Origin of the sequence: Legionella norrlandica (assembly GCF_000770585.1) — a bacterium.
GTDB lineage: Bacteria > Pseudomonadota > Gammaproteobacteria > Legionellales > Legionellaceae > Legionella > Legionella norrlandica.
The window spans coordinates 1-12382 of record NZ_JNCF01000020.1; the positions used below are offsets into that span (position 1 = coordinate 1).

Consider the following 12382-nt stretch of genomic DNA (forward strand, 5'->3'; position numbering starts at 1 on the left):
AAAAAGAAAAGGAATTAAAATTAGTAAATACTGAATTGCACCAGATAAATCAAGATAATGTAAGGGAAATACAACAATTAACAAAGAAAAAAGAACAATTAGAACTAGAGATTATTAATTTAAAAGAAAAAATACAAGAGCAAAAGAAAACTATTGATGATTTGTCTAAGAAAATACTGGAGCAAGATAATCAGATTGTAGAATTAAAACTGAAAAATGAAGAACAGGCTCGTAAAATTATTGAACTGGAAGCTGTTAAAAAACATGAGGAACAACCATCGCAACCTGTTGAAAATAAAGAACAGATGGAATTAATACAGCAATTGCTTTCTCAAAAAGAAATTAGTTGCGCTAATCTAATTGAAACACAATTAATACCGTTAACTAATAATTATCTGCATCATTTAATTGAAAAAGCAAGAAAAATTAATCCAGCCGTTACTGATCAGAGTTACGACACCTTGCCTCCATTGGCTGGCTCAAAAAAAGATCTGGAAAAATATGAAAAAATAGTTACTAAATATGATATTACAAAGTCTATGAGCACTATTTTAAACAATAAAGAAACCATGCCATTACCTAGTATGCGTGTTCAGAATTTTACTCAGGCACTTCGTCAAAACGATAAAAAATTGGGTGAGCATCGCGATTCAGCGTGGAAACATTATGCAAAAAAATGCCTCATAGTCATTGGAGTTATTTGCAGTGGTATTATACCTGGAATTATTGCTTTGGCAGCCTATAGCAGCTATATGGGAAAATCATCACCTATGTTCTTTACCAATAGTCAAGGCGAGGAATATACTAAACAATTAGAGAATTCTCTTACTACACTTCTTCCATCAGTTGGCCCTCGTAAGTAAGGGTTAACTGCTGTTAACTGTTGTTGTAAATTAGTACTATTGATTAATAGCCAATAAGCTGATGGCGTCCCCAGGGGGATTCGAACCCCCGTTACCGCCGTGAAAGGGCGATGTCCTAGGCCTCTAGACGATGGGGACCTAGATAATATTTCCTACAATTACTTCTCCCTGCATACAACAGAGCATTAAACGCCAAACAATGGCGTCCCCAGGGGGATTCGAACCCCCGTTACCGCCGTGAAAGGGCGATGTCCTAGGCCTCTAGACGATGGGGACCTATACTTTTTTTAACCATCAACATACAATGATGTTGATGGTGGAGCTAGGCGGGATCGAACCGCCGACCTCTTGCATGCCATGCAAGCGCTCTCCCAGCTGAGCTATAACCCCAAAATAAGGTGTGCAGTTTAATTAGCTGTTTGAGTACTGTCAAGTGATTTTTCTATTTTAATAAAAGTCTTTTCAAATTAAAGATACAATTTTGAATGTCTGTGGTAAAATCCAACTTTCCATGCTTGTTATTTATTCATACTATTCAAAATAGTCTTATCATTAACGCTTAGGGCGATAGCTTATAATTTCATATCGAATCAGATATTGAAATAGGAACTGACCTTCTTGCTTATATTATGCCTAATATGAATAAAAAAGTATTAACAAAATTTGCAAGAAAGCTTATTATTGCCTTCTATCTCTCCATTTTAGTGACGAAGAGCGAATGAATCGAATTAAGCGTGGTATTAGTAACATTATTTTTATGGGAAGATGGCTTCAACTTCCCTTATACTTCGGGCTAATAATAATACTAGCCGGCTACGTATATCGTTTTATAATGGAGCTGTTTGAGCTCATGTTCCATATAAAAGGCATGGACGATACTCATATTATGTTGGGTGTATTAGACCTTATTGATGTCGTCATGATCGCTAATCTTTTAATCATGGTTGTCATGGGTGGTTATGAAACTTTTGTATCCCATCTGCAATTAGATTCCCACCCTGATCAACCTGAGTGGCTTGATCACTTTGATGCCGGGGCAATGAAAATCAAATTGGCACTGTCTCTGATAGGTATATCCTCCATCCATTTGTTAAGAACTTTCATTGATCCTGCAAAATTAAGTAATTATTCCATCATGTGGCAAGTTATTATTCATTTGACTTTAATTGTTTCAGCCTTAGCTATTGCAATGACGAATCGTTTACTGGATCATTCCCATAAAGCAGAAGATAACAAGTCTTGATTTAACAGGAAATATCGCAACGCCCTAAAAAACAATGACTGGCTTAAAATTATTCGATAGAATCATGACTGTTTCACTTTTGAGGAATTCTTTTATTTTTGATTTCTCAGAGTTTTCTTGGCTCTTACTGAGAAGAATTCAGCGTTTAACCTGATAAAAAGGAACAAGAAGGATTACCTGGAAAGAATCATTAGTGCCTTCCAGGCTAAAAGGTAGTTAAAATGGAAATAAAGGGATATAAATCATGACAGACACTCCAGCAAATCTAGCAATTGGCATCCATGAAGAGAATACCAGCCCTGACTTCTCTCCTTCTACAAACAACTCAGAGAAATTAATAAAAAACCTGAAAGAACTGGAAACTACCCAAGAAAATTTTGCTCAAATTAAAAAACACATTGGAGCAATTATTGATGCGATAGCAAAAAATCGCAGTCTATTTAGTCGTGCTGCGGTTTACTGGGAAGAAATGCCACTGTGGTTAAAAATTATTGCCGGACTAGCAATTGTTGTTCCCACACTAGTATTAGGAATTGCCATTCAGGTGATTTCTCTTATTGTTGTAAGTATTTTGAGCCTGGCTCTTTATGTGGGCTGTGCACTAATTCTTGAGAACCATGTCAAAAAAGAAGAGCATGTCACTGAACGCCTAAAGGAAAATATGATAACATTGGCGGATTCTTTGGGTTCAGTGATTGAATCCTTTGAACCCCTTCGTAAACAAATCGCTGCTGAAATTGAGTATTTTCATCAGGAAAATGAAAGATTAAATCTTAATATTATTGAACTTGGCGATCAAATTGAACAATTAACTATCCAGGCAGAACAATTGCAACAAACCCAACAGTCATTGCAGAAAACAAAAGAAAAATTAGAAAAAACGGCTGAAACACTGGATGAGAAAGTAAAAATACAAGCGGAATTATTACAGATAAATCAAAAAGAGCTACAAAAAACTAGGGAAGCTATTGCAAAAAATGAACTGGAATTATCCGAAAAAATTATTGAATTAGCGAACGTAAAAAAAGAACTTGGAATAGAAATTGAAAAAACGGAATCTATTTCCAGAGAGTTAAAAAAAGCCGTAGAAAGTCTATCGAAAACAACCATTCAAGATCAAAATCAGAGAGAATCATTTCAAAATAAATTAAATAATTTTCTTACTAATAAGGAGGAAAGCTTTAAAAAAGTAGCAGATCGAATTTGTGATGCAGAACGAGCATTGAGTCTAGCGAAAGAAGAGTTAAACTTTAGTAACCAACGCTACCAAGAATTATTAGAGCGCCAAGAGCAAGTATTAGAACGTTTGGAACAAATCAAACTCCATCGCAAACCTATGTATAGCAATGCCAATATACTGAGTAAATTAGGCATTCTAGCCCAAGAAGAAAATAAGGCTTCCAAGTGCGATCCATTGGCAGAAAACAATACCATGAATACACAAAGTCAAATTGCATTAACAGCTTAGCACATAAAGTTCGATAGCACAGGGTGGAGTAAAAGCAGCACAAAAATACCTATTCATAAGACTTTTTACAATTTTAGCCACCATCATTACTGTACTGCTTTTACTGAATTATTGGAGTATTGCAGAATAGGCTCAAGAGATGAGTCCATTCATTGCCATATGAATTTTTTAAGAGACTAATGAAACTAAATAAATATGATACATTGGAATAATCAGCTTTTAAAAGCCAAAGTAATGTCCTTATGAAAATCTCAAACAGACAAACTATGAATTCAACATACTTCTAAAAATTTTTTAAAAATAGGCTTGTTTATAAATCTGAAATTTGATTAAATCAACATCGTGCTTTAAAAAGGCTGTCTATGGAAAAAAAGTAAACTTGATTTAATTTACTAATTCAAGTTGGATGACTGCAAGTTAGAAATTAATGGAAAACGGATTATGTCTAACGATTTGGCGATTTATTTAAGCAAGCAATTACTTTGGAATGCGTTGCTTATTGCTTCCCCTATCATTATAGCTGCTATAGTCAGTGGCTTGCTTGTTGCAATATTGCAAATAGTTACTCAAATTCAAGACTCTACCTTAAGTTTCGTACCTAAAATATTAGCCGTCGTACTAATGCTCATGTTCTGCGGAGAATGGATGCTGCATTCTCTTATCGAATTTAGTCAAAGCTTGTTTTTAAATATTCCAGAGACAATAAGATCATGACCTTACTATCATCTTGGCTTACCTGCCTCTTTTTTATAAGTATCCGGCTGGGTACAGTTCTGTTATTCATCCCTGTCCTAACAATGAGTAAATTACCGGCCTCTATACGCCTGGCATTAATCTTTGCATTTAGCACCCTAATCATTTACTACCTACCCCCTAACAACCACGAAGATAATACTCACGTTCTTTTGGGAGGGATTGCTGAATTTTTCAATGGGTTAATTCTAGTAACGGCCCTTTATGCCGCATTTTCTGTATTTCAGATAGCAGGTCAACTCATTGATAATGAAACAGGGTTGAATTCGCTAGCCATTTTTAACCCTGGGGAGCAAACACAAGAATCTATAACCAGTCACTTCTTATCCATGTTAGCTGTATTGTTCTTTTTTGGACTGGATGGGCATCTATGGTTATTCAAAGGCTTAACTTATTCTTTTGTTATCATTCCGCCTGGGACAATGGCTCTGTTTGGAGGAGTTACTACTACTCTGTTGAAACAATTTGCCTTTATGTTTTCTCTGACCTTAATGATTGCCAGCCCTATCATTTTGAGTTTGCTAGCCATTGATTTATGCTGTGCACTAATTGCTCGTACTATGCCGCAAGTAAACACTTATTTCTTAATTTTACCTATTAAAATTTTACTCGGTTTGTTCTTATTAATAATGACACTTCATTATCTTAATCCTTTGGCTGATAAAATTTTTACGCGTTGTTTTGGAACTTGGCAGGAAATCATATCATGAGTGAAAAGTCCGAGAAACCAACGCCTTACAAATTGCAAAAAGCTAAAGAACGAGGTCAAGTGAGCAAAAGTATTGAATTATCGACCACGACTTCACTATTAATTATGCTAGGAATTATTTCTGCTTTATGGTCCAAAGAATTTATAGAAATCAAAAGGGTGTCCCAAAAGATACTTTACTATGCACCTTATTTTCAATTTACCCTGGATAATATTAGCAAATTACACACCACTGTCTTGCAGCAAATCATTATTTTATGGTTGCCTTTAGCAATAGGAGGTGTGTTAGCTATTATATTGGTTAATTGGATACAATTCGGCATTGTATGGTCTACTGTTCCTTTAGTTCCCAATTTTAAGCGTTTTAACGTTGTTCAGGGATTCAAAAAAATTTTTTCAATTAAAACTTGTTTCGAAGCTATCAAAAACAGTTTTAAATTAATCCTTATGTTTATCTTTTTTGGGGTTGTTTTTAAAACCCAGCTGACTCACCTTACTCAATTTATCTTAATTCAGCCCTACCTGTACCCTCGGCTTATGATGAGTTTTCTTTTAAAGCTTATTTTTCAATTGCTTTTGTTACTAGTTATATTGAGCATTGTAGATAAATTTTATTCAATTTGGAGTTTCAAAAAAGATAACCGCATGACCAAACGGGAGATCAAAGAAGAATATAAGCAAAAAGAAGGCGATCCTAAAATTAAACAAAAAATAAAGCAATTACAGTATAAGTTGAGACAAAAAACTGCTTCCTTAGTTCAAGTCAAAACAGCGGATGTGGTCATTACAAATCCTACCCATCTTGCCATCGCGCTTAAATATGAGCGGCATAGTATGCCTGCACCAAAAGTGGTCTGTAAGGCTGAAAATGATATGGCAATTCAAGCAAAGAAACTAGCTAAAAAATATGACATACCTATTGTAGAAAACAAAGCTTTTGCCCAACTGCTCTTTCGTACTATTGAACTAAATCAATGGATCAGCAGAGATATGTTTCCAGTAGCAGCCGATATTTTTAGGGACATTTATCAACAAAGGAAAATAAATGAGCTCTAATACATCACTCTTCAGCAACAGCAGCGAAATTCTTATAATATCTCTTGCTACAGGAATCCTGTTCATCCTGTTTATTCCTATTCCCTCCTTTTTATTGGACTTATTGCTCATTATTAATTTTAGTTTGGCTTTAACCATATTACTCTTAACCTTTTACACGGATAAACCATTAAGTTTTTCTACCTTTCCCACGTTACTACTTATTACAACTCTTTTTCGTCTGGCCTTAAACATTTCTGCGACTCGATTGATCCTGTCTGATGGCGATGCAGGAAGAGTCATTCAAGCAATGGGACAATATGTAATTCATGGAAATTATCTCATGGGTTTAGTCGTATTTTTTATTTTGATCATAGTTCAATTTATCGTAGTGACTAACGGAGCGCAGCGTGTTGCAGAAGTTGCTGCACGTTTTACTCTGGACAGCATGCCAGGCAAACAAATGAGCATAGATGCTGACTTAAACATGGGAAGTATTTCTCAAAGTGAAGCTAAAACTAGAAGAGCACAAATAGAAAAAGAAGCTAATTTTTATGGGGCTATGGATGGAGCCAGTAAATTCGTTAAAGGAGACGCTATCGCTGGAATCTTGATTATCATGGTAGATATAATTGGCGGCTTTGCCATAGGATTAACTCAAAAAGGACTGAGTTTAGGCGAGTCTATCCAAACATACACCCTACTTACAGTAGGTGACGGTTTAGTCACTCAAATCCCTGCTCTAATTATTTCTACAGCAACTGGAATTATAGTAACTCGTGCTGCAACGGACACTCATTTAGGAAATGAAGTAGCAAAACAAATCAGCTCTTACCCTAAAAGTTTAATAATGGTCAGTTGTGGTCTAATTGGATTATTATTCCTAAAGGGTATCCCAGCCCTTCCTGTTTTACTGATTTTAGGGATTTTTGCAAGCATAATCTGGTATGCGCTCAACTCCGAAATACAGGAAGCAACAGAAGAAACCAAGGAAAATTTATACGAAAAAATTCGAATTTATCCCATTGAAATTAATCTCAATAAAGATCTCTATGCCTCTTTATTACTGCATGAAAAACAACTGTTGAGAACAATACATCTCATAAGAGAAAAATTAGCTTATGATTTAGGATTGGTTTTGCCAGATATTAAAATAAAAATCGATCAAAAACTGACTTTTCCTCAGTATTACATTGCCATTCAAGGTAATAATGAAGGCAACCATCCTTTATACCTTGATAAAATACTCGCCATTTATTCCACGCGAAGTACCGATAAAAATTTCCTCAAAGGAATAGAAGTACGAGATCCGAGTTATGGCCTACCCGCATTCTGGCTAGATTCTCAAGAAAAGCAAACAGCAGTACAAGCTGGTTATACGGTATGCGAACCCTTGGTTGTTTTGACAACACATCTTAATGAAACAATCCAATCTCATGTAGCCGAATTATTGACCCGAGAAGAAACGGAAAAAATACTGTTACAATCGGGAGCCAAAATATTGAGTGAAGAACTCATTCCTACTGTGCTCAGTTTAGGCCAAGTGCAGCGAGTTCTTCAGGCATTACTCCAGGAGAAGGTTTCAATACGCCCCCTCAACCAAATATTAGAATTATTATTAGAACATGCCAAAAAAATTCAGGATCCAATCCAACTTGTTGAATTAATCAGATCAGGTTTAGCGAGATCTATTTGTCAGAAGCTACTGAGCAATCAAAACAATTTACATGTACTGACTCTTGAAACATCACTTGAGCAAAAACTTAATCAACAGATTAATAACAAAGAATCTTTTGCTCTCGAACCTGGATTAACTGAACGCTTAATTACTTCTCTAGCTACCAGGTAGAAAAGATGCTTAATGAACGTAAAAGACCTGTTTTACTTTGTTCAACATTATTAAGAAGACCTATTAGACAATTAACACAAAGAGTTATTCCACATCTGACTGTGTTGGCCATGAATGAGATACCAATTAATGTTCAGGTGGAATCATTTGGAGTAGTAAGATAAGGACGTAAGATGTTTGATGCCATAACAGCAACACAACTCGCCATGGAAGTTGATCAATTGAAACTACAATCCGTCAGTCAAAATATTGCGAATATGCATACTCCTGGTTTTAAAAGACAATTACTTGAAATCACTAGTTTTAATGATCAATTGCAACCTAATGGATATGAATTAAATCAACAATTACAAAGGACACAAATTTCAACTCAAGGTGTTTTCACCCAAACCGATCGCCATCAGGATTTGGCACTAGCAGGTGATGGTTATTTTCAAGTTCAAAATCAACAAGGAATTTTTTATACCAGGCGAGGAGATTTTCAAATAAACAGCCAAGGCGAACTTTGTACTGCTACAGGTGAAACTCTATTAGGTCAAAACGGAACTATCAGAGTTGATGACAATAACTTCACAATTGATGCACAGGGGATTCTTTATATTAATCATCGCAAAGTAGATCAATTAGAGATAGTTCAATTTAAACAATCCAATAATCTCGAGTATGTAGGTAATGGGCTTTATCAAAGTGAAGACTCTCCTACTCCAGTGGAAAATACCCGTGTACTGCAAGGATTCCTAGAACAGTCTAACGTAAAATCCATAGATGAAATGTTAGATATGGTTATGTTCTCCCGTCATTTTCAAGCAAACCAAAGAGTTGTGCGAATTGCAGATAATTTAATGCACTTGGCAATCAACCAGTTAGGAGAAGGAAATGTCTGATGCTATTGCCATAGCCGCCAGCGGTCTGAAATCAGAAGAGTTTTTTATAGATAAAATAGCTAATGACTTAGCTAACTTAAATACTCCTAATTACAAAGCAAGCAAGTTAACCTTCGAAGATATTCTCTACCAAAATATTAATGGCGAAAATTCTTTATTTAATAATGGACCAATGCCAAATTAGGCTTAGGAACTGCTGTTTATAAATCTGGCAAGGATTTTTCAACCGGACCATTAAAAACAACTAATAATTGGAATGACGTAGCCATCAATGGTGCTGGATTTTTTCAAGTAATTAACCTCGATGGAACAATAGCATACACCAGAAATTCGACACTTAGTATTGATTCAGATCACTACCTTGCAACCCAGGATGGCTTAAGACTAGCAGATAATATCCAGATTCCTGAAGACTTTATCAAATTAACCATCCAAGCCAATGGTGATATCGAGGCCACTTTAGCAGACGATCCTGATCCACAATTATTAGGAACGATTCAATTAGCTAAATTCGCCAATCCAGAAGCTTTAAATCCTCTTGGTACGGGACTGTATCTTTCTACCGAGGATTCAGGCGAACCTTTAATTGATAATCCTGGAAACAGCGGGCTAGGCCCATTAGTGCAAAAGCAAATTGAGAGTTCTAATGTAGACATGGTCAGCTCCCTAATGCAATTAACTATGGCTCAGCGTATCTACCAACTCAACGCCAAAACTGTACAAATAGCCAATGAACTGGAAAAAATTACAAATGAAATACCTGGTTAAGTTATTAATCCCAATGTCATTGACCGTACATGGAAATACGCAAGTTGTAATGCGATTTCAACCCCATATTACCCCTCATGCTCGTTTATTGGGAGATATCGTTCTTATCTCTGAAGAAAACGAACATTGGATGGCTATACCTTTAGCTAGCCAACCTAAAGCAGGTGAACAAATTAGTAAAAAACAAATTATTCAATGGTTAATAAGAAAAAATGGTCAATTTACTTATCTTTGGAGAGGAAAAAACAGAGCACTAATTCAACAAAGCATTTTAACTAAAGGAAATGACTTAATTAATAAAGCGGAATCAACCCTGAAACAACAATTATTACAACGATATGAATCAGTTGAGTTGACAGTCAAAACAAAAGTAAAAAATACCGAGTTCCCTTTATCTTCTTACAGGGTTGACCTACCTAAAAATGATCCTCCCGCAAGACAAATTTGTGTTAGGCTAAATCACGATAATCATTCCATCCCTGTTTGGTTTACTATAAAAACTTATCAAAAAGTACTCGTAGCAAAATACAAAATAAAAACATACACCCCAGCGCATGAAAGTCATTTTGTTTTGCAAAAAAGGAATATTGCTGGCTTGCGCAGTAAACCATTAACTGAGCTACCGCCCAAATCATGGTTAAAAAATTCAATCAATAAAAATCAAATTTTGACCCAAGATGACTTGATTAAAATCCCCCAAATTATAAAAGGGCAATCCGTCGAAGTCACTGTGCAACACAAAGGTATTTCTCTTAGTATAGAAGCGATCGCACAAAGTAACGGATATAAAGGCCAATTGATCCGCATGCTAAATCCAGCCAGTCACAAATTCTTCATAGCCCAAATTACTGCTCCGAATAAAGCGGAGATTAAGATATGAAAAAAAAGGCAATGATCCATTCAAGACGCTTCCAATCGCCTTTAGGTAGTTTCCATAGTTCTGCTCCTTCACTGCTATGGCTCGGTTTGAACTCTAATTCGAGCCCAAGCCCTATAAAATCAGATCGCAGATCTTACTTAAATTTTTTAGGGTTTCTGTTAGCGATTTCACTCTGGGAACTTTCAGAAATTCGCAATCACCTAAAAATATCATTTTGGAGTTACTTGCGTATATTACTATTTATCCTATTTTATCCAACGCACCCAGCATGGGCGATTAGTTTATTTAACGAGGATCTTTACAGGCCTTTAATTGCTGACCGTAAAGCATCCTTACCGGGAGACGTGCTGACTGTCCTAGTTCTCGAAACCTCCAATGCACAAACCAGTGCTGATCTTGCTTCAAGTAAGGAAATAAAAAGTGCATTGGAAGTTGGTTACAACAAAAATAATCATGAAGTGGAATTTGGTCTAAAAGGAAAAGGACGCGCTGCTGCGAAAACAGGGCGAAATGGAAAAATCAAAGCCTCCTTAACAGTAAGAATTAAAGAAGTGTTTCCTAACGATACATATCTTGTAGAGGGAATTCAAACAATTACTATCAATGGCGAGCAGCAAACCATATTGTTGAATGGAATAATAAGACCCGAAGACATTAGCCCACAAAACACTATTTTATCAACCCGCCTTGCAGACGCTCACATCACCTATACAGGAAACGGTTCAGTATCAGACTCTCAGGCCCGCAATTATTTCTATAAAATTTTATCTTTTGTGGGGTTGGTATGATGAGACTCCACAAACATATTAGCAGACTTCTTTTCAGATTGGCTCTGTTTATCCTGATAGCATTTATACCTTTCACATCATTAATTCAAGCAGGAGTCCGTTTAAAATCGGTAGCCAGACTTTCCGGGCTACAAGAAAATCCGATTACCGGCTATGGACTAGTGATTGGATTAGCTGGCTCTGGAGACTCTAGACGCAATAAAGACACCACCCAAGCTATATCCAATTTACTTCAAACATTTGGAGTAAATATCAGTCCTCATGAAATTAGCAGCAGAAATACTGCCACCGTTATCATTACCGCTAATCTTCCCTCCTATGCTCATACAGGAGATAAAATTGACATTAACGTCGCTTCACTCGGAGATGCCAAAAGTCTCTTAGGCGGTACGTTATTAGCAACCCCTCTCAAAGGAACTGATAACCGAATTTATGCTCTGGCACAAGGCCCCATATCTATTGGTGGATTTAAATACGATCTCTATGGCAATGTTATTCAAAAAAACCATCCCACTGCAGGATTAATACCAGGAGGAGCAATAGTTCAAAAAACACTCTATAACGACGTCATGGATAAAACTGGAGATATGCATCTCATACTAAATCATCCAGATTTTACTACAGCAGATAATATTGAGGCAGCCATTAATAAAAAATTTGGCAAAAATACTGCCCTGGCTCGCTCAGCTCAAGACATAGAAATTCATCCGCCTATTACCTCCAGAAAGCACTTTATCCGTTTTATCAGCCAACTCGAGAACCTTACTATAACACCTGATAATTTGCCTACTGTAGTAGTCAATGAACGAACTGGGGTAATTATTGCAGGAAGTGATGTAACCCTTGATGCCGTTACCATTTCTTATGGTAATTTACAAATTGCCATAGCTACCGATTTTAATGTGTCTCAACCTACTTTAGTACAAAATATAGGAAGACAAGTACGTACGACAGTCACCCCTTCAACCAATATTAATGTGAAAGAATCTAATGCCAATACTGTGAAACTCAAAAAGGGGGCGACAATCGGTGATTTAATTGCTGCTTTGAATACGATACAAACCTCAACAAGAGACATTATTGCGATTTTAGAAAGCTTACAGCGAGCTGGAGCTTTACATGCTGAATTGGTTATTCAATAA

Annotated in this window: 13 protein-coding genes, 3 tRNA genes and 1 pseudogene; 14 read left to right on the forward strand and 3 right to left on the reverse strand. The window is 36.2% G+C overall.

Annotated features, from left to right (window positions below):
* A pseudogene (locus OK13_RS14550) lies at positions 1–863 on the forward strand (hypothetical protein); the annotation flags it as partial.
* Between the two features lie 62 nt (positions 864–925).
* Here the strand turns inward: OK13_RS14550 and OK13_RS06695 are convergent.
* The 3 genes from OK13_RS06695 to OK13_RS06705 form a co-directional block, all read right to left on the reverse strand.
* Positions 926–1001 (reverse strand) — tRNA-Glu (locus tag OK13_RS06695).
* Between the two features lie 62 nt (positions 1002–1063).
* A tRNA-Glu gene (locus tag OK13_RS06700) sits at positions 1064–1139 on the reverse strand.
* Between the two features lie 38 nt (positions 1140–1177).
* A tRNA-Ala gene (locus tag OK13_RS06705) sits at positions 1178–1253 on the reverse strand.
* Between the two features lie 328 nt (positions 1254–1581).
* On the opposite strand from OK13_RS06705, the gene OK13_RS06710 reads away from it, so the two are divergent.
* From OK13_RS06710 to OK13_RS06760, 13 genes are all read left to right on the forward strand, one after another.
* Positions 1582–2106: a TIGR00645 family protein gene (locus tag OK13_RS06710; RefSeq protein ID WP_035889140.1), complete on the forward strand. Its 525-nt coding sequence runs from the start codon at positions 1582–1584 to the stop codon at positions 2104–2106.
* A gap of 244 nt (positions 2107–2350) precedes the next feature.
* On the forward strand, positions 2351–3574 hold the full coding sequence (locus tag OK13_RS06715; RefSeq protein ID WP_035889142.1) for a LegC2/C7 family Dot/Icm T4SS effector: 1224 nt from the start codon (positions 2351–2353) through the stop codon (positions 3572–3574).
* A gap of 441 nt (positions 3575–4015) precedes the next feature.
* Complete coding sequence (fliQ, locus tag OK13_RS06720) at positions 4016–4288, forward strand: flagellar biosynthesis protein FliQ (protein ID WP_035889144.1); 273 nt, start codon at positions 4016–4018, stop codon at positions 4286–4288.
* A complete protein-coding gene (locus OK13_RS06725) occupies positions 4285–5037 on the forward strand; it encodes a flagellar biosynthetic protein FliR (RefSeq protein ID WP_081964885.1) in 753 nt (250 codons plus the stop codon). The genes fliQ and OK13_RS06725 overlap by 4 nt, the downstream gene beginning before the upstream one ends.
* Positions 5034–6092, forward strand: coding sequence for an EscU/YscU/HrcU family type III secretion system export apparatus switch protein (locus OK13_RS06730; protein ID WP_035889149.1), 1059 nt, complete (start codon positions 5034–5036; stop codon positions 6090–6092). The genes OK13_RS06725 and OK13_RS06730 overlap by 4 nt, the downstream gene beginning before the upstream one ends.
* Positions 6082–7920: a flagellar biosynthesis protein FlhA gene (locus OK13_RS06735; protein ID WP_206538893.1), complete on the forward strand. Its 1839-nt coding sequence runs from the start codon at positions 6082–6084 to the stop codon at positions 7918–7920. The genes OK13_RS06730 and OK13_RS06735 overlap by 11 nt, the downstream gene beginning before the upstream one ends.
* A 5-nt stretch (positions 7921–7925) precedes the next feature.
* The gene (locus OK13_RS15830; protein WP_206538894.1) at positions 7926–8084 is read left to right on the forward strand and encodes a hypothetical protein; all 159 of its coding nucleotides are present in this window, start codon (positions 7926–7928) and stop codon (positions 8082–8084) included.
* A gap of 9 nt (positions 8085–8093) precedes the next feature.
* Complete coding sequence (locus OK13_RS06740; RefSeq protein ID WP_035889150.1) at positions 8094–8804, forward strand: flagellar hook-basal body protein; 711 nt, start codon at positions 8094–8096, stop codon at positions 8802–8804.
* Complete coding sequence (locus OK13_RS06745; RefSeq protein WP_035889153.1) at positions 8797–8988, forward strand: flagellar hook-basal body protein; 192 nt, start codon at positions 8797–8799, stop codon at positions 8986–8988. Before OK13_RS06740 ends, OK13_RS06745 begins: the two co-directional genes overlap by 8 nt.
* Positions 8989–9071: 83 nt before the next feature.
* Complete coding sequence (locus OK13_RS15250) at positions 9072–9572, forward strand: flagellar hook-basal body protein (protein WP_081964886.1); 501 nt, start codon at positions 9072–9074, stop codon at positions 9570–9572.
* Positions 9556–10452, forward strand: coding sequence for a flagellar basal body P-ring formation chaperone FlgA (gene flgA / locus OK13_RS06750; RefSeq protein WP_035889154.1), 897 nt, complete (start codon positions 9556–9558; stop codon positions 10450–10452). The genes OK13_RS15250 and flgA overlap by 17 nt, the downstream gene beginning before the upstream one ends.
* Positions 10453–10676: 224 nt before the next feature.
* The gene (locus OK13_RS06755; RefSeq protein WP_160264738.1) at positions 10677–11240 is read left to right on the forward strand and encodes a flagellar basal body L-ring protein FlgH; all 564 of its coding nucleotides are present in this window, start codon (positions 10677–10679) and stop codon (positions 11238–11240) included.
* Positions 11237–12382, forward strand: coding sequence for a flagellar basal body P-ring protein FlgI (locus OK13_RS06760; protein ID WP_241480461.1), 1146 nt, complete (start codon positions 11237–11239; stop codon positions 12380–12382). The genes OK13_RS06755 and OK13_RS06760 overlap by 4 nt, the downstream gene beginning before the upstream one ends.

Coding starts and splice junctions, on each gene's coding strand:
- OK13_RS06710 (WP_035889140.1), top strand. CDS start 1,582: ATGAATCGAATTAAGCGTGGTATTAGTAACATTATTTTTATGGGAAGA.
- OK13_RS06715 (WP_035889142.1), top strand. CDS start 2,351: ATGACAGACACTCCAGCAAATCTAGCAATTGGCATCCATGAAGAGAAT.
- fliQ (WP_035889144.1), top strand. CDS start 4,016: ATGTCTAACGATTTGGCGATTTATTTAAGCAAGCAATTACTTTGGAAT.
- OK13_RS06725 (WP_081964885.1), top strand. CDS start 4,285: ATGACCTTACTATCATCTTGGCTTACCTGCCTCTTTTTTATAAGTATC.
- OK13_RS06730 (WP_035889149.1), top strand. CDS start 5,034: ATGAGTGAAAAGTCCGAGAAACCAACGCCTTACAAATTGCAAAAAGCT.
- OK13_RS06735 (WP_206538893.1), top strand. CDS start 6,082: ATGAGCTCTAATACATCACTCTTCAGCAACAGCAGCGAAATTCTTATA.
- OK13_RS15830 (WP_206538894.1), top strand. CDS start 7,926: ATGCTTAATGAACGTAAAAGACCTGTTTTACTTTGTTCAACATTATTA.
- OK13_RS06740 (WP_035889150.1), top strand. CDS start 8,094: ATGTTTGATGCCATAACAGCAACACAACTCGCCATGGAAGTTGATCAA.
- OK13_RS06745 (WP_035889153.1), top strand. CDS start 8,797: ATGTCTGATGCTATTGCCATAGCCGCCAGCGGTCTGAAATCAGAAGAG.
- flgA (WP_035889154.1), top strand. CDS start 9,556: ATGAAATACCTGGTTAAGTTATTAATCCCAATGTCATTGACCGTACAT.
- OK13_RS06760 (WP_241480461.1), top strand. CDS start 11,237: ATGATGAGACTCCACAAACATATTAGCAGACTTCTTTTCAGATTGGCT.